The sequence below is a fragment of the Vibrio clamense genome (assembly GCF_050337905.1).
Taxonomy (GTDB): domain Bacteria; phylum Pseudomonadota; class Gammaproteobacteria; order Enterobacterales; family Vibrionaceae; genus Vibrio; species Vibrio cortegadensis.
In genome coordinates this window covers 243442-260287 of record NZ_JAKJTJ010000023.1, presented here as the reverse complement: position 1 = coordinate 260287, position 16846 = coordinate 243442, and the positions used below count along the sequence as shown (strand labels likewise).

Sequence of the window (16846 nt, the reverse complement as noted above, 5' to 3'; positions counted from 1 at the left end):
TTTATCCATACGATTAAAAACCTGATTAGTCGATAAATGGCGATCCTGATTTAATACTGGCAGATATTTTTTGTAATTTAATCTGTCGATTTAAGGTATTAAAATGTTTGCAATAGATGATCAAGTTGTCGCGACTAAAGGTGTGGAATTAGGTCCAATGGTTGTAACGGGTCAAAGCAGTGGTGGCAACTACACGCACGTTCAAGTTGATGGGTACAAATTAACTTACCCAACACGCGACTTGAAAGCGGCATAATTTACCGGACTACTTCTCCAGAAAGGTACTATGCTGATAAATAAAAGGTGGCCCTATCAATGGCTACCTTTTTTTGTATTTGGCTATCTGTTGCTATCTGCTGTGATGGCTAACTGCTGTAATGATGACTGCTGTAATGATGACTGCTGTCATGGTTACTTTCCGACAGATTCCCACATGACATGACACTCTTCTTTGTCAGCCGCAGTGAGTAATGCAATTAACGGTAGTGCTCGATTATTGATACTAACGCTCTGCTCAATAAGGTCATCACCGTTGTCATCGAGTTCTGAATCGTTGAGTTCAGATGCTCTCTGTTCTTTTGCGACTGCTGCTTTTAATTGAGAGAGTGCAGTGGCTACTTCCGATGCCTGAATCGCTCCTGGAACGGTTCCACTGTGCCCCATCATCTTTAACATTTGTAATCCAATGTCACCAAACATGGTGATATCTGCATGAGCTTTACAACTGAAAATAATGAGCATATTGATCATCCTTTTTGTGGTTGGAAAATACGATGGTTATTCATCCTAGTGATATTTGATCCATGATGCAACGTATGGGATACCGCCGTTTCATGGCATTTATGTGTGATGTTCTTAATCTGGATTAACATTTATCATTAATATTATTGATAACATCCTCGCTTGCTGATTGACACAGCAAAAATGAACAAAAAAGAACAGCTATGCGAATACGTGGCTGTTCTTTTTTGCCTTTTAATATCCGGAAATTATGACAATAAATGTCGAGAGGGTTGAGTTTGAGCACTTTGTTTTCTGAAAGCCAAATTGGCAGCATGACTTTAAAAAACCGTTTCATTCGTAGTGCGACATGGGAAAACATGGCGACAGAAGAGGGGCATATGACGGATAAGTTATATGCGATCTATGAAGAGTTAGCGAAAGGTGAAGTCGGCTTAATCGTGACGGGTTACGCCAATATTGTAGAAGAAGAGAAGCCTAACGCTGGAATGATGGGGATGTACAATGATTCCTTTATCGATGAATACCAGAAACTGACGGATTTAGTCCATCACTATGATTCAAAAATAGTGATGCAACTTGCTTATGGTGGAACGAAAACCACATACAACGTTGGTGAGCGTCTAATTTACGCCCCGAGTGATGTATGCGAAATAGGAACCCAAACTCTTGGCAAGGCGATGACTCAAGAGGAGATAGGTTACATCGTCCAAGCATTTGCGCAGGCGGGAAGAAGAGCAAAAGAGTCAGGGTTTGATGGCATAGAAATACATGCTGCTCATACTTATTTGATCAACCAGTTTTTGAGCCCATACTACAATCGCCGTGAGGATCAGTATGGTGGTAACCTAGATAATCGCATGCGATTCTTGCTTGAAATTTATGCTGAAACAAGAAAACTGGTTGGCGATGAATTTCCTATTCTAGTGAAATTAACGGCCTCAGAGTTCTTTGACGGTGGGCTTACTTTTGATGAGACGCGGCTTATTTGTCAGAAGTTAGAATCAATCGGAGTGGATGCCATTATCATTTCTGGCAATATTCACGGTAAAGCCAACACATTGATTGGCGAACATTTTGATGGGCATACCATTCAAGAAGAGGGGTATTTTCACCAATATGGTCATGCGATTAGTGAAGAGGTGGATATTCCGGTTATTACTGTCGGAGGTCTAACCGATATTAATGCGATAGAAGAGATTGCCAATAACACAGGCATTCAGTATTTCGCACTATCGAGACCGTTACTTTCTGAACCGAGTTTAATTAAACGCTGGAAAGAGGGAGATCGCTCACCCGTTGAATGTGAACGATGTTCAAAGTGCCGAACGAAACGTGGTAATTTTTGTGTGGTGAATAAAGAGAGAAAGCAGCAGCTCGCTCGCCTATAAATCAGATTTAGAGTGGTTAAATGCGCGTAAGACTGGAAGCGAGTAGAAGAGGAAACGAATAGAGTAAGAACGATCAGGGCTTAGAGTGATCTGAGTCCTGACAGGAGATAATGTTATCCATTCGGGTTCATCGAATACCAGCGATCAAGCAACTCTTTTCCATACACAACTTCCGTTTGCATATGCATTATCATCAAGCACGCTGCCAAAATCGCACAGACGATATTAAATCGACTTGAATACCGAGCACGGGTAGCCTTATCCCAGATCAACATGTTGAGTATCACCAGCATAAATGGGTGGGTGAACATGAGTAAGATGAACAAACCGAGATAGTTTGAAATCGCCATTGACGACATAATCCAATCCATTAGTCGCAAAGAAAAATACAACTTAATGGATTGAAAAGGGCTTGTACGGAAAAGAGTTAAGCTTATTTATAAAATTCGACGAGGCTATCTTTTCTGTAATCTGTTATTGATATAAAGCATTTTGCTCAGTGTACTGATGAGAGATCGGTAACCTTTTCCATCACATAATTGGTTAAGTTCTGCCCACGAACCTCAATGACTTGTGAGTGTTTGACAATGAAACCAAAATGTTCGTAAAAAGGCCGAGCAGTAATACTGACTTCAGAATGGAAGCAAGTGATTCCTCGTCTTTCTCCTTGGGTAAAAATGTGCTGCATAAGCGCGCGCCCAACCCCTTTCCCTTGATATTCATGATGGCAAAAGAAATGGTCAATGAATCCATTTTCTTGTAAATCAGAGTATCCAACTATCGTTCCGTCGTATTCGGCAATGAAAGGCTTTAAGGTTTTCATGCGTTTTTGCCAAATTTTGAAGTCAAAATCGTCAGGGGCCCAAGCTCTCACTTGCTCATCAGAATAGTCACGGCAGTTAATATTTCGGACTGTGTAGAAGAATAGCGCCCATGTCGCTTTTGCATCGTCGTCACGGTAATGTCTAATGGTTAGCATTGTTTCCCTTCGATTGTCTGAGCCTATGAGAGCGCAATGGTTAAAGGCGGTTTATCCTGCTTGCATTGCGAGAATGGTTTCAATATCAAGCGTGTCATGGTATTGAGAGAAAGCAACTTCTTTCGATTTGATCGCGAGCATCGACATGCGATCGGCAAGCTCGTTTCCTTCAACGCCCACGTGCCCATTGACATGTAGAATCTTAATTTTGCTTTTTAGTTGCTGGTAACGCGCAAACATCTCTTGGATAAGCTCTAGATTTTTAATCTCACCACCTGCCTTTTTCCATCCTTTCTTTTCCCAGTTCGCAGCCCATTGAGTAACGCATTGGATTGAATACTTAGAGTCGCAAAAGATCACCGTGCTTTGGTTCGCTTCTGTCTCTTTTTTAGCCATGATTAATGCTTGGTTTAACGCATTGAGCTCTGCGGTATTATTGGTGCCATTCGGATTGAATAACCCAAGCCAAAGAGATTCAAGTTGGTTTTGTCTATAAACTGCCACTCCAGAGCCCGCTTTGCCAGGGTTTGGATCGCAGCCGCCATCAGTGAATATTTTTACCTCGGCGTTTAAAGCCAAAATCTCTTGAGCAGTATAGGTTTTCACACTATTTACTGTCGGTTTTTTCGCTGTACAACTTCGAGAGCTGGTGGCGCTGCTTTTACCGCCAAAAGCACTTTCTGCTTCTGAGCGAGTCTTGAACGATTTGTATCGAGCACCATTGAAACCATCGACGTGACTTTTACACGTTGCCCAATCGGTAAAAATACCCGTTTGTCGCCCTTTCCATACTACATAAAATTTTTGTGCCATGCTGACCTCTGTCTCGTTGATGACTTCAATATAACGTGCAAGGTTACGTTGACAAAGCAAAAGAGCGAAACGACCGTGCAGGTGTTCATTTATAACGCGGTTTACTTATTTGAATAACGCTCAAGAAACTGATGCGCTTCACTTGGCGATCTGATCTGAATGAAATTGATATGTTGATAGCGCTTGTCATTCATTATTGAGAGGTATCTATCTCTATTTTTTGAGTAGGTTTTAATCGTCCATAAAATAATGGAATCTGAACTCATAAATGACTTACGAAACGACTCTTTGTTGCCAGTTTCCGGCCACAGCTCTTTTCCACTTAAGGTGCGTTTGATTGCCCGGGTAATCGCTTGGTAGAGAGTGCGGGAGAAAGAGTAATCTATCCAAATAATCGTATCCACATCTTTCCATTTCGTTGCTGCGGTACGGTTGTAGTTACCATCTAAAACCCATGTTGGCTGAACTAATTTATGGCGTAATGCAGCGAAGAATTCGTCATCGCTGGGCTCTTGCCATTGTGGCTTCCAGTAAATTAAGTCCATTTCTAGGTAAGGGTAGTCGAGTATAGCGGCAAGTTGTTGGCTGAAGGTTGTTTTTCCGCTACCACTTGTGCCAATCACGTTGATTTTATGCATCTGTGACTCCACGGGAAATAAAGGGGCGAAATTATAAATGACTATTTTATGAGCACCAGTGAAGAGTGGAAAAATAACGTTAAGTTGTGATGTTAATCGCTACTTGGTTTCTGCTCGCGCATCTGTGATAATCTTTGAGGACAAATAACCACTTAAATAAGATATGGCACCCATGAAACTATTAGTTCGCAACCTTGCTCGCACAACGACCGCTGAAGAATTGAAAGCACTTTTTGAAGAGCACGGCACGGTTGTTTCTAGCAATCTAGTTCTTGATGCAGAAACTGGTCAATCGAAAGGATTCGGTTTTGTAGAAATGCCGGAATTTGAAGAAGCAACAAAAGCAATGCAAGCGCTGAATATGACTAAAATAGCGAAAAACACTATTAGAGTAAAAGAAGCAAAAGCTTATTAATAGCATTTCGGTGGCATGAGTTCTGGATGCCATAGAGATAAAAAAGCACGGATACACTCATTGTTGAATGAATAGGATCCGTGCTTTTTATATTGTGGCTAAGGTAATGCATGGCCGCGAGAAGTGACAAATAAGCGGTACCACTCTTCACGAGAAAGGGTAACCGTTGTTGCGAGAGCAGAAGCTCTGATTCGCTCAAGGTTTGTTGTGCCAATAACCGGTTGAATGTTGGCAGGGTGACGAAGTAAAAAAGCCAAAACAATCGCTTCACTTGGCACTTGATGTTTCTCGCTTAAATTTAAGACAAGTTGTGCCGTATTACGAATATTGGCGTCTTCCGAATGAAGCCCTATCTCAGAATATCGTCCTTGAGCTAAGCAACCCCAAGCTTGTATTTGAATGTTATTCATTTGGCAGTGTTCTAATGTCCCACTGACGAAATTAACATGCTGGCTGCCTTCGCTTCCGACTAATACACCATCATTTAACCAATCAAGTTTAGCCAAGCTCATTTCGATTTGATTCGCGACAATTGGTAGATCTAGTGCGGATTGTAGGAAACGAATTTGATGCAAGTTCATATTTGATACTCCAAGGTAATCGAACTTTCCATCAGCGTTCAAACGTTCTAATGATGTTGCGAGTTCATGCAAATTCATCAAAGGGTCAGGGCGATGAAGAAGTAGCATATCGAGTTTTTCAGTGTGCAGTCGTTTTAGGATGCCGTTGACGGAATGCGTTACCCATTCACTGGAGAAATCGTAACGCCCTGGGGCAGATTCATCTTCAAACCGAATGCCGCATTTGGATTGAATGAATATGTCATCGCGTAAAGAGGGGGTTTGTTTCAAGACAGAACCAAAGGCAATCTCTGCTTTATTAAAGGTGTAGATATCAGCATGGTCAAAAACAGTAATACCCGACTCTAGTGCAGTATCAATGACTTCATTCGCTTGTTGAACGTGCTCCTTCGTCACTGGGTTGTTGTTCCAACCGCCCCCTAACCCCATGCAGCCATACGCAATTTTACTGGTTTTGATTAAGGGGTTTGTTAGCGGGGTGTTTCGTTTAGTGCTCATCGTGGCATGTCCATTTTGCGGAGGTTTATGGTTATTCTATTGTTCGGTAATTTAAAGTGAAGAGGTGTAAAAAGAATTCATCGTTTTGTATATCGAACAAAACTTTTGCGGATGGTAATATTAGACCAACGAAAGTAGGAGTGATGCATCACTAGGTATATATAAAAAATGGAACATAAAAGGATTCAACGGTTAATGTTGTTTGTGGAGCTAGCAAGGCAACTCAATTTTACTAAGGCAGCGCAACAGTTGGGTATATCCAAGGGGTATCTTTCTGAGCAGATAAAGTTGCTTGAGAAAGAGTTACAGTGCCCACTGTTGATTCGCACAACGCGAAGTGTTCGTTTAACTCAAGAAGGTGAGCATGCTTATGCTCAAGGCTTGGCGATTCGTTCTCAGGTCATCGATCTTGAACGGAATATCATTCAAGACCACAACCAAATTAGCGGCCTACTGCGACTGACCGCCCCTAAAATGTTTGCAGAGACCTATTTATTTGAGCTGTGTGCTCAGTTTCGAAGCCTTCATCCTGATGTACAGTTTGAGATAAATTCTAGCTACACCACATTCAACTTAAACCAACAAGAAATTGACCTCGCATTTCGAGCGACGAATCTGCCTCCTGATAATATGGTGGCGGTGAAGCTGTTTCCATATCAGCATGTGTTGGTTGCTTCCCCTGAATATTTAAGTACTTATGGCATACCTGAACAGGTGAGTGATCTTGAAGACCACCAGTGTTTGACGACGTTACATCAGAAATATTGGCCATTAAAAAATCAAGAAATATTGGTCAATGGTTGGATTTCGACGAACGAAAATCATCTATTGAAGAAGCAAGCGCTGGCAGGAAAGGGGATTGTTCGGATTGCAAAGTACTACGTAGAGGAGGAGATAAAGCAAGAAAAGTTAAGCTGGGTATTGCCATTAGAGACACTACCCGAGCCAAACCATCTTTATTTACTTTATCCTCAAGTGATATACCCATCACTGAAATTGAAAACCTTTATTACGTTTGTTCGTGATTGTTTTTCAAGCATTTAAGCGTTCTTCACTTTCACCTTGTCAGCTTTTTTTTGAGGTGAAATCTCAGTAATAGAGCCGGTTTCAGGAGATGAGCTTGAACCATTGTTCTCTTGTTTCTTTTTAGGTGACTGTGACTGTTTTACATGTATTGCTTGGTTGCGACCATTGGCTTTCGCTTCATACAATGCTGTGTCTGCGGCTTTAACAAGTGCCTCTGTGGGAGCATTCATATCTGGATAGGTGACCACGCCAATCGAGACTCCAAGTTGTCCTAAAGATAATCCTTTCATATCAAGATGTAGGTTGTGGATTTTCTTAACGATCGAATTGGCAAGTTCAATGGATTCCTCAACAGAACAGTTAGGGCTGAGTACCGCTAGCTCTTCTCCGCCTAGACGATATGCTACATGCTCTTGATCAATATCATCTTTCAATAAACTGGCAACCTCTTTTAAAACATAATCTCCAGCATCATGTCCGAAGTTGTCATTGAAGCGTTTGAAGTGATCCAAATCTAGCATTAGCAAAGACATTGGTGTTTTGTCTTGGCTTGCGCGTAACCACTCTTGGTCGATGGTTTCTTCAAAGTAACGACGATTAAATAGCCCTGTAAGAGGGTCGCTTAAGGCTTGAGATCTGAGTTTTTCTTGTAGGTTTAGGTTGGCTAATGCTAAGCCCAAATGCTCTGCAATAGTAAAGGCTAACTGTTTGGTTTCCTCAGGGATTAGCTCATCACTGCTATCAAAATAGAGATGAAACATGCCGATAGTGTTTCCATGAGCCGTTAAAGGTACGCACAGTGTCCGTCCTTCTTGTTGGCAATTATCCATATGGTTACAAGGAAGTTGGTGGTAGTCATCATGAGATAAATGATACCTGCCTTTTCTTAAGGCCCAACAGTCGTGTGGCGCATACACTTTATTGGCTGGCCATTCGCCACCCCAGTCGAGTTTAACTTCTAGTTGGTTACGTGATTCTCGCATGATAGAGACGCTGCCGTTAATATCCCCAAGGATCCTAGGAATAATATCGGAAACCACGGCTTGTGCTTCATTGATGTTGTTACAAGCGGCAAGCATATTGGCTAATCGGTGTAATAGCTCAATCTCTTGTGTACTTTGGCGGATCCTATCTTCTTGTTTGCTTCGTTCTTGTTTGACTAAATGGAGGATTTTTCGATTACTGTACCAAGAGAACAGTAGCAGAGTGAGAAATGAACTTCCCATCAGAGCAAAAACGATATATTCGAGATCTTTTGCCATTGAATAAAGCGTCGTCATTGGCATTGCGAGTCGAAGAATATAGCTGGAGTCGTGGTCATGATCGTCCAGTGGGAGTTCAATTTTCTTGGCAACGTACAACATCTCTTGGTTAAGAGTTGGGCTGTAGTGCTGTGATAACCCATTGATTCCACTTAATGCAGATATGACTTCAGGGCGATTACTGTGATCATCTTGTTGTGATACTTCACGTGGAGTCAGTTGTGAGTCACCAAGTACTTTTCCTGAGCTGTGAATAATTGTAAAACGGCGGCCTGTTTTAGCTTGAGATAAGGTATTGAGAAATTGGTCGACTTCTGTCTCTGACATGTCGTAAAGATCGATCTGCTTCTCTTTAATTTCATGAGTGACGTCATCAACTAAGCTGAACATGTAGTCGCTGACGATCTTTGTGAGCCAACTATTGAGGGTTTGATTATATAGGTACCCACCAAAAACCATGGATACAATCAAGGCGAATATTGGAAGATACTGAAATCGACCAAATGACGTTGTGTTCATACTCTCTCCTAGCCTAGCGATATATTCCTCGATTGTTCTATGACAACCTGTCTCTATTGAATGATAGAGCTGCCGAATGATTTACGGCATATCATTTCAGTGTAGTGTGTTGAAGGCAACTTGTATCAATTGCGATCACATTAATGCAATAAATTGCTTACATATGGAGCGGCAATCTACACCTAAGAGGTTGATTTATAGTAATGAGATTTGGTGATTGGTAAGGGATTAAATACATCAAAAGGATCTGGGAGGAGTGTCTGTTGTTCATGTAAAAACTTAATCAGCTGAATGGTTCAGCTGATTAAGCTTATGCTGGTCTATTCGATGGATGAACGGTGACGGTATTTGCCTTTTAGCGTTCCGCTATCGCAATTGATAGTAAAGTCTAGAGCCACTTTTTGATAGTAATCTACATATGTCTCTTTTTGTTCTTCGACTTGCTCATTTTCTAGTACTTCTAGCTGCATTGTTTTGGTGTTGCAGTAATAAGTCCAATCAAGGTTCTTTATTTTTAAATCAATTTTATTTCCAATATTGGTGTTAACATAATTGTTATACAAACCAGAGACATCCAGTAGAAAATGATTTTCATCATTTGAGTTAAAAGCATCTTCAACTTTTAAGCTGGTTGCTGTGATGGCACTGGTCGAGTCTTGGACGATCGTTACATTTCGATTAGCCAGTTTTGGATAAGTTGAATCTGTTTCAATAGATAAGTAGCTATTACCATTGATTGGATCTTTTACCGTTAAATTGACTCGGGACTCAGTTTTTCGATTATATGGGTCAGTTATTTTTGCGAGAAATACGTAGATTTCCCCAGGTTCCATGTCTTGTGGATCGATTGAAGCAGTCGTCGCACTGAGTTTTTTTACTGGAATGAAGTGCATACCTCCGCTTACGTGGCTCCACTCGATCGCTATTGGTGCTGAGGCATAGGAAACTTGTGTTATGCCAAGAGTAAATGGAGACATTTCTGTAAGGAGTTGATCTTGCGTTACTGCAATGTTGAATGCGAGCGTGGTATCAAAGTCAAATGATGCATAATGATTATAACTTTCATCAAAAAGCATTACGTTATAGCTGTTGTCGACTTCTAGATCTTTGGTGAAGTTGATCGTAACCCAAGGACCATCTGCCGAAATGGTATACATGTCATCTTGCAGTAACTCTCCTAAACTCGATTTTCGCAACTCAATATTCTTTAGATCTTGGGGGGAGGGAGCCGGCATGACTAAAATGGTTTGACTTGGTTGAAGTGGGTTTGAATTGGTATGCTTAATCTTTGGTGATTGTTCATTGAAGTACCAACGTTTGCTGAAATTATCAAAAATATCACCCGATTTAATGCCTTGCCTTGCAGGAAAACTAATCGCGGATCCCAACATCATATCTGTCCAAGATACATTTTGTATGTCACGGACCCCTTGAATGTTTATGTCAATCTCAGCAATATTTGAATAGTTAGGAGATACCACTACTTTGTCTCCATTCGCCCCTTGTATTTCATAGTGGCCTGCTGTGGGGTAGCTACGAATATAACCACTAAGCGGTAAGGTTGTGCGTAACCAAATATCGCCATCGAACTGATCTGGTTGAGATAAGTTGGCCTTGGCAGTCATACTGTAGGTACCTTGATTATAATTTAGGCTCCTGACAATTTCGTTATCTTTGAAGTATAAGTGGGCTCCGTTGATGGAGATACTCTCATCCCCAGTCAAACTCATCCTATATTCAACATTATTTTCGGAAGTAATTGTTTGTTGAATATGCGCACCGTAACTTGCCGTATATGGATTTCCATCGGCAGTATGTTTTAAATCAACGGTACTAATATCCCCTTCAAATTCTAAGTAATGATTGTTTTTTTGCAGAGAGCTAAATGTTGCTGTCGTTTGACCTGTGATATCGCCAAGCCCTTCAACGTTACAACTATTAAATGTAATGCTCAGTGTTTGATTGTTTAGTGTTGCGGTATAGGTGCCAGTACCGTTGCTATCAAAAAGGCATTCTGCTGTTGTTGTTCCATCTTCTAGATTGAGTTGATGGAGTACACTAATAACAACATTTGATAACGCAACGGGTTGTTCAAGGGTTTCTAGGCTATTTGCTGCAAATATGGCATTTTGCTGAGAAAGCTGCGCTAAAGTATCGCTATTACCGCCACTAGTATTACCACCACTACTACTGCCACCGCCGCCTCCACATCCTGCAATTGAAGAGGTTAAGATGAGTATTGGTACAATGCTATGTTTCACGCTTACATCCTTATATAAAAAAGTGATAATTTGACTTTATTTTATAAGCTGAATAATTACTCTAGGTGTTAGCTATTCGCAATAACCCTAATAAAATTATGTGATTGTAGTAACCTTATGTGCAATGAAGTTCTCATGAAGGAGGAGGGGAGAGGTTTTAGTCGTTCGATAATTCTATTTTACCGTAGTGGTATAGAGACGTGGTACAGATATATGGAAATGCAGTAAACGATTCAGGGAATGGAGTAGACATAAAAAAGGAGACGAACTGATAACTGTTATCTCCTTAGTGCTGACTCAGCTGATTTTAGGTTCTCACCTAGCTATTTTCTAATTCTCTTAAATACAGATAAACCGTGTCTTTAGATATTCCTAATGCTTCAGCGACGAGTTGAACACTGTCTTTATATTTGAAAATGTTGAGCCCGTGAAGTTTAGTGACGACCTCGCGATTACGCTTTGAAGGTGCAATTTCGTCGTTTTTCCAGGTCTCTTCTTTTATGGTGCTAATCGTACTGGTGATGGTCTCATCGATATTTTGCGCGAAGGTTTCTGGCGATTGTGAAATATCACAGCAAGCAGTGCTTGGAGGGAGCATCGTGCGTAGGAAAGATTGTACTGACGCATCCATGTCCACGTTTATGCACAATAGGCCAATGGGAACATCTTGCGGGTTTCTTACTATCGTGGTGATTGAGTGTAATGTTTTCCCACAAGAGGTTTTAGTAAGGTAAGAGTCAGAGATATCTTTCCCTTCCTTTAGTTTGAGTAAGGCTAGATTGGTAATGGGAGCGCCGTGACCTCTTCCGGTAACATGACCATTGGCAATTTTCACTATAGATGGATTCTCACTGTCGAGGCTATGCAGTACCACCTCCGTGTATTCCCCATACATCCGTGCGATCCCATCCACCACATTAGACATCGAGTTAAGAATATCGTAATCATTTTGAGTAAAAGCCGTGATTTCCAATGTTATTACCTTTAAATGCTTGTTATACCAATCTATTTTACTGGCTGACCATTGCTGAGTGACGAGCGAGTTGCTATGCCGACATAATATCGATGATGGTGCTATCGGTTGCCGTCATGCCGCAACTTACCATTGAACCCACGTTTTTGATCGTCTGCTCAACCTCTTTTGCCACAATGCCTTGCCCTTGAACTGAACTATTATTCATCGCCATCATAAATGAACGAACGGCCGTTGAAGAAGATGTGCAAACTTTCATCGCGCAAGAGGATTTGGCCCCATCGCAGATCATTCCTGAGCTATCACTGATCACGTTTTGAATCGCAAAACAGGACTGTTCAAATGATCCACCGGCAAGATAAACAATCGCCATCGAAGCGGCAGCGCTGGTTACCGTATTACCACAGAAAGCGGATAGTGGCGGGTAGTGTGACTTGATATAAATAGCACCAAGGTGGCTTAAAATCAGTGCGCGCGCTAAATCTTCTTCTGTTTTACCAAAGGCTTTGGCTGCGATCGTAACGGGAATGGTTGCCGCGATCCCTTGGTTGCCACTACCAAAATTACTCATAGCAGGTAGAGTTGCTCCCCCCATACGCGCATCAGAAGCGGCAGAGGTGTACATCTGAATTTTAGTCATCAGATCTTCGCCGATAATGCCATTGGATATGTTTGACTGAAACGTTCGGCCAATTTCTAAGCCGTAGGGGTTGGTCATCCCTTCATTGGCCAGTTTTTCGTTGAGATCAGCCGCATCTAATATAAATGAAATATCAGCAAACGGTGCCGATAGGGCGAATTCGTAAATGGCTTTGATGTTAATATCAACCCCATCACAAATCGATGCAGTGGCTATTTTATCCGTCAGTGGTGCTTCAAAGGTTACGGTGCCATTTACTGTTTTGCGAAGAATGTTAGTGTGGCCACCGCTGATCGTTACGCAAGCTTCATTTTGGGCGTGACGTGCGGTCACTGAGCAGTAAATAAACTCTTCCGTATCAATTTTTTTTACGCTGATGGCTCCGCTATCTATTAGCTTTTGAGCAGCATCGACTTGATCTTGTGTTATTCCAGCGAGTACTTCTAGACCAGCATTTGGGTTACCAGCAATGGCACCTGAGGCCGCCGCGATCGGTAAACCTATTTTTCCAGTACCAGGGACAAATACACCCATTGAGTTTTTATAGAGATTGGCCGATACCAATACTTCAATGGCATCTGGCACAACGCCATTTAATTCTTGAACAGCTAAAGAAGAGGCATAAGCAGCAGCAATTGGTTCGGTACAACCAAGAGCGGGTTTAACGACTTGCTTGATAATTTGAATGTACTGTTGCCATTCTTGTTTCATGATCTACGCCTTCATAAAGTAAGCATTATTTGTAATTGCTTAAGGGATTTTTATAGCACGATTCCATGAGTCACTTAATTCCCTAATATGTGCTGTTTGATGGGCGACATCTTACCCGTTGTAGTGAATGGTTTTGTGCTTTTCCTCAAGTAAACTTGATATTTTTATCATAAATAGTTGAGTTTTTTTGATTGTTGGCATTATTTGGGCTTATTCGTGCTATTTCCTCAATATTAGATGAGAAATAACTTAAAGGCGTTGAGCCTGATTTCGTTTGGGTTTATAGCGTTCTAGAAGATAAGAAGATAAGAAGATAAGAAGATAAGAAGATAAGAAGATAAGAAGATAAGAAGATAAAAAGATAAAAAAGCCAGAAGTGAGGACCTCTGGCTTTGATATGTTGGTTTTCTATTTAATGTGCGACTTCATCGACCAAATACAGAATAGACTGATAAGGAATACCGCTGTGGTGAGATAAGCCAATTTCACAGGTTCTACTATTACTAAACCCACGCGTGCAGTGTGCAGGCACTTGTTCTTTTAATGGATGAACCGCCGCTTGATTGAGCTCTGGCGTAGTAAACCCTTTATCTCCAGCCCAACCACAGCATTGAATATGCTCAGGAACAATCACATCAGTGGCACATGCGCTGGCAAGTTTGAACATGTCAGATTCCAGTCCCATTCGGCGAGAACTACAAGTCACATGCAACATCACCGTCTCTTCAGTCGGAGTAAGGTTGAGATGTGGCAGTAGGTATTGAGTGACAAATCCTGTGGGTTCTAAAATCGTCATCGGCTGGGTGAATTGCTCAATGCTACGTTTAGCGCAAGGGCTGGTATCCATCAATACTGGGTATTTCCCTTGCTGACTTGCTTGCCATAATGAGGCTTCTAGTTGTTGAGATTTCTGCTGCGCGACATCATTCATCCCTTTGCTGTCATAGGGCATACCACAGCATTGATCATTGAGCTTATTTGGGATAATCACCTCGAAGCCGGCTTTTTCAAGTAGTGACAATGTAACTTCTGTTAAGGGGCGTTGATCACTCGCATCTTGTTGTTGCCCCATGGTTCGGCTCGCACAAGAGGGCATATAGACGACTTTCTTATCTGCGTTTTCTTCCGTCGTGTTTTTCTGATGAAGCACAGATTTTGCAATATCGTGAGGGTTAGACTGGGGATATTCCGGCAGCCAAACCGGTGTTTTACCGTGGGTGAGGGAGCGAACACCATTGGTTAGCTTACCAACGGCAGCTTTCCCGATGATTTTAGTCGCAATTTGATTACTCTTAAGACCCGCTTTCGTTAACGTGGTGGTGGTTTCAAAATGATCGGCTGTCCATTTTGCAATAGGCGTAAATTTTTGATATTTGGCGGTACGCAGTTGTTTGACTAAGTCACCAGTATTGATTCCTACTGGGCATCGCTCGGCACAAAGCCCAGTCGCTGCACAGGTATCTAAACCTTGGTACTCAAATATCTTTTCGAGTTCGCTGGCTTCAACTGTCTCTCCTGCCGTTCGTCTGCGCTGAAGCTCCCGATAAAGAACAATACGTTGGCGAGGAGAGAGAGTTAAAGTTCTTGATGGGCATACAGGTTCGCAGAAGCCACATTCGATGCAACGATCAACAAGTGGATCGGCTGCTGGCATGGGTTTAAGGTTTTGAATGTGCGAATGTGGGTCGTCATTGATGATAACGCCTGGGTTCAATAGACCTTGTGGATCAAATAATGATTTGATCTGCTGCATGAGCGCGTAGCCATCTTTTCCCCACTCCAATTCTACATAAGGAGCCATGTTACGACCGGTGCCATGTTCCGCTTTCAGTGAGCCTTGATATTTTACTGCCACCAATTCAGCAACATCATCCATGAAACCACCATAGCGGTCGATCTCTTCTTGTGAGTCAAAGCCTTGAGTGAACACAAAGTGCAGGTTTCCCTCTAAAGCATGACCAAAAATAATCGCTTCATTGTAATGGTACTTATCGAACAGAGCCTGTAGATCGCGCACACCATTGGCGAGGTTTTCAACTGGGAAGGCAACATCTTCAATGATAACGGTTGTGCCCACTTCTCGAACCGCACCCACCGCAGGGAACATGCCTTTTCGGATCCCCCACAAGGTAGCAACGGTTGAAGCTTGGGAGGTAAATGGAATCGATTCGATGATGCAAAATTCAGTTAGGGATTCCATGATGCATTTACATTGTAAATCCAACTCTGCTTGATCACTGGCATGAGACTCCACAAGAATAGAGGCCGCTTCTATATCTAGGTGTTGAATAAATGCTGGCATTCCCGGTTTGTCTGCTACCGAACGCATTGCTCGACCATCCATCATCTCAACTGCCGCGACAGGGGCGTGAGAAAGTTTGGTTACGGCTTGGCTTGCTTCTTCTATATTCGAAAATACCAATAAAGCTGATGCTTTGTGAGAGTGTTCGATGACGGTGTTATAAGTGATTTCGGCGATAAATCCGAGAGTGCCCTCTGAACCGATCATCAAATGTTCGATGACTTCAATCGGGTCGCTATAGTCGACTAATGCGTTAAGCGCATAACCCGTGGTATTTTTTAAACGATATTTATGACGAATGCGTTCTGTTAGCGCGGGATTATTTTCTGTCTCCGCACATAAGTTTTCTAGTCCTTCAATAAGCTCAGGACGAATCGCTTTAAATGCGGCAATACTCTCTTTGCAACCTGTATCTAGGATGGAGCCATCACTAAATACTATTTTCATACTATCGACCGTTCGGTAAGAGTTCTGTGCAGTACCGCAACACATACCACTGGCGTTGTTTGCTGCAATACCACCAATTTTACAGGTATTAATTGAGGCCGGATCAGGGCCTATTTTTCTCTGGTATGGCGCAAGGTATTTGTTTGCATCAGCACCGATAACGCCAGGTTGGAGGATAATTTTGTTCCCATTGTCGAGGATCTTGTGATCTCGCCAGTCGTCAGTTAGTGTGATTAAAACGGAATCGGAGACAGCTTGGCCTGAGAGACTAGTGCCTGCGGCTCTAAATGTGCAACTGATGTCTAACTCACGGCAGCTTTGAATAGCAAAAATAACTTCATCTAAATGGGTTAACCGCAGAACAATTTTTGGGATGAGACGATAGAAACTGGCATCAGTGCCATAAGCGAGTCGCTTCGCTTCTTGAGTGATAATTCGTTTAGAGTCTATTTGCGTGGCAAGCAACGCTTCTAAAGTCAAATAGCGATCTCGTTGCTCATTCGTCTCTGGTTTGTTCATGCTAAGTTCCTGTGTATTGGTTTCTCAGTTTAAAGACTGATTGTTGTTTATTTATATTCTAGTAATAACACGGTCTGTGAGTTAAATCCGTGAGCCCCGCAAGTCGCCCCGATAATCGCGTGTCGTTAAG

General features: G+C 42.1%; 15 protein-coding genes. 4 read left to right on the top strand and 11 right to left on the bottom strand.

Features of this window, described 5'->3' with window-relative positions; translation table 11 throughout:
• Nucleotides 1–103: 103 nt before the first annotated feature.
• Entirely contained in the window at nt 104–256 is a 153-nt protein-coding gene (locus tag L4C39_RS12150) for a hypothetical protein (RefSeq protein ID WP_017053817.1), read from the top strand.
• Nucleotides 257–411: 155 nt separating this feature from the next.
• On the opposite strand, the gene L4C39_RS12145 is transcribed toward L4C39_RS12150, so the two are convergent.
• The gene (locus L4C39_RS12145; protein ID WP_429746113.1) at nt 412–741 is read right to left on the bottom strand and encodes a DUF1840 domain-containing protein; all 330 of its coding nucleotides are present in this window, start codon (nt 739–741) and stop codon (nt 412–414) included.
• Nucleotides 742–1019: 278 nt separating this feature from the next.
• Here L4C39_RS12145 and L4C39_RS12140 point away from each other — a divergent pair, with 278 nt between their 5' ends.
• Nucleotides 1020–2132, top strand: coding sequence for an NADH:flavin oxidoreductase (locus L4C39_RS12140; protein ID WP_029203496.1), 1113 nt, complete (start codon nt 1020–1022; stop codon nt 2130–2132).
• A 113-nt stretch (nt 2133–2245) separates the two neighbouring features.
• Here L4C39_RS12140 and L4C39_RS12135 read toward each other — a convergent pair whose 3' ends face one another.
• The 4 genes from L4C39_RS12135 to L4C39_RS12120 form a co-directional block, all read right to left on the bottom strand.
• The gene (locus L4C39_RS12135) at nt 2246–2482 is read right to left on the bottom strand and encodes a hypothetical protein (RefSeq protein ID WP_371711658.1); all 237 of its coding nucleotides are present in this window, start codon (nt 2480–2482) and stop codon (nt 2246–2248) included.
• A 146-nt stretch (nt 2483–2628) separates the two neighbouring features.
• On the bottom strand, nt 2629–3111 hold the full coding sequence (locus tag L4C39_RS12130) for a GNAT family N-acetyltransferase (RefSeq protein WP_429746110.1): 483 nt from the start codon (nt 3109–3111) through the stop codon (nt 2629–2631).
• Nucleotides 3112–3162: 51 nt separating this feature from the next.
• Nucleotides 3163–3924: a ribonuclease H1 domain-containing protein gene (locus tag L4C39_RS12125; RefSeq protein WP_429746108.1), complete on the bottom strand. Its 762-nt coding sequence runs from the start codon at nt 3922–3924 to the stop codon at nt 3163–3165.
• A 101-nt stretch (nt 3925–4025) separates the two neighbouring features.
• Nucleotides 4026–4562, bottom strand: a complete 537-nt coding sequence (locus tag L4C39_RS12120; RefSeq protein WP_113798519.1) for a P-loop NTPase family protein — start codon at nt 4560–4562, stop codon at nt 4026–4028.
• 172 nt (nt 4563–4734) lie between these two features.
• On the opposite strand from L4C39_RS12120, the gene L4C39_RS12115 reads away from it, so the two are divergent.
• Entirely contained in the window at nt 4735–4977 is a 243-nt protein-coding gene (locus tag L4C39_RS12115) for an RNA recognition motif domain-containing protein (RefSeq protein WP_017053810.1), read from the top strand.
• A 98-nt stretch (nt 4978–5075) separates the two neighbouring features.
• Here the strand turns inward: L4C39_RS12115 and L4C39_RS12110 are convergent, their stop codons facing one another.
• Nucleotides 5076–6056: an aldo/keto reductase gene (locus L4C39_RS12110; RefSeq protein WP_429746105.1), complete on the bottom strand. Its 981-nt coding sequence runs from the start codon at nt 6054–6056 to the stop codon at nt 5076–5078.
• A gap of 168 nt (nt 6057–6224) precedes the next feature.
• On the opposite strand from L4C39_RS12110, the gene L4C39_RS12105 reads away from it, so the two are divergent.
• On the top strand, nt 6225–7100 hold the full coding sequence (locus tag L4C39_RS12105) for a LysR family transcriptional regulator (protein WP_429746103.1): 876 nt from the start codon (nt 6225–6227) through the stop codon (nt 7098–7100).
• On the opposite strand, the gene L4C39_RS12100 is transcribed toward L4C39_RS12105, so the two are convergent.
• The 5 genes from L4C39_RS12100 to L4C39_RS12080 all read right to left on the bottom strand — a co-directional run bounded on the left by L4C39_RS12100 (nt 7097) and on the right by L4C39_RS12080 (nt 16716).
• Nucleotides 7097–8863, bottom strand: coding sequence for a sensor domain-containing diguanylate cyclase (locus tag L4C39_RS12100; RefSeq protein ID WP_429746101.1), 1767 nt, complete (start codon nt 8861–8863; stop codon nt 7097–7099). The genes L4C39_RS12105 and L4C39_RS12100 overlap by 4 nt on opposite strands.
• Before the next feature lie 320 nt (nt 8864–9183).
• Nucleotides 9184–11124: a hypothetical protein gene (locus L4C39_RS12095; RefSeq protein WP_429746100.1), complete on the bottom strand. Its 1941-nt coding sequence runs from the start codon at nt 11122–11124 to the stop codon at nt 9184–9186.
• A 319-nt stretch (nt 11125–11443) separates the two neighbouring features.
• Nucleotides 11444–12097, bottom strand: coding sequence for a helix-turn-helix transcriptional regulator (locus L4C39_RS12090; RefSeq protein WP_489686400.1), 654 nt, complete (start codon nt 12095–12097; stop codon nt 11444–11446).
• Between the two features lie 73 nt (nt 12098–12170).
• Nucleotides 12171–13448, bottom strand: coding sequence for an L-cysteine desulfidase family protein (locus L4C39_RS12085; protein ID WP_429746098.1), 1278 nt, complete (start codon nt 13446–13448; stop codon nt 12171–12173).
• A 412-nt stretch (nt 13449–13860) separates the two neighbouring features.
• Nucleotides 13861–16716 (bottom strand): FAD-binding and (Fe-S)-binding domain-containing protein, encoded by a 2856-nt coding sequence (locus L4C39_RS12080; protein WP_429746096.1) that lies wholly within the window; start codon nt 16714–16716, stop codon nt 13861–13863.
• Between the last annotated feature and the right edge of the window lie 130 nt (nt 16717–16846).

Coding starts and splice junctions, on each gene's coding strand:
- L4C39_RS12150 (WP_017053817.1), top strand. CDS start 104: ATGTTTGCAATAGATGATCAAGTTGTCGCGACTAAAGGTGTGGAATTA.
- L4C39_RS12145 (WP_429746113.1), bottom strand. CDS start 741: ATGCTCATTATTTTCAGTTGTAAAGCTCATGCAGATATCACCATGTTT.
- L4C39_RS12135 (WP_371711658.1), bottom strand. CDS start 2,482: ATGGCGATTTCAAACTATCTCGGTTTGTTCATCTTACTCATGTTCACC.
- L4C39_RS12130 (WP_429746110.1), bottom strand. CDS start 3,111: ATGCTAACCATTAGACATTACCGTGACGACGATGCAAAAGCGACATGG.
- L4C39_RS12125 (WP_429746108.1), bottom strand. CDS start 3,924: ATGGCACAAAAATTTTATGTAGTATGGAAAGGGCGACAAACGGGTATT.
- L4C39_RS12120 (WP_113798519.1), bottom strand. CDS start 4,562: ATGCATAAAATCAACGTGATTGGCACAAGTGGTAGCGGAAAAACAACC.
- L4C39_RS12115 (WP_017053810.1), top strand. CDS start 4,735: ATGAAACTATTAGTTCGCAACCTTGCTCGCACAACGACCGCTGAAGAA.
- L4C39_RS12110 (WP_429746105.1), bottom strand. CDS start 6,056: ATGAGCACTAAACGAAACACCCCGCTAACAAACCCCTTAATCAAAACC.
- L4C39_RS12105 (WP_429746103.1), top strand. CDS start 6,225: ATGGAACATAAAAGGATTCAACGGTTAATGTTGTTTGTGGAGCTAGCA.
- L4C39_RS12100 (WP_429746101.1), bottom strand. CDS start 8,863: ATGAACACAACGTCATTTGGTCGATTTCAGTATCTTCCAATATTCGCC.
- L4C39_RS12085 (WP_429746098.1), bottom strand. CDS start 13,448: ATGAAACAAGAATGGCAACAGTACATTCAAATTATCAAGCAAGTCGTT.
- L4C39_RS12080 (WP_429746096.1), bottom strand. CDS start 16,716: ATGAACAAACCAGAGACGAATGAGCAACGAGATCGCTATTTGACTTTA.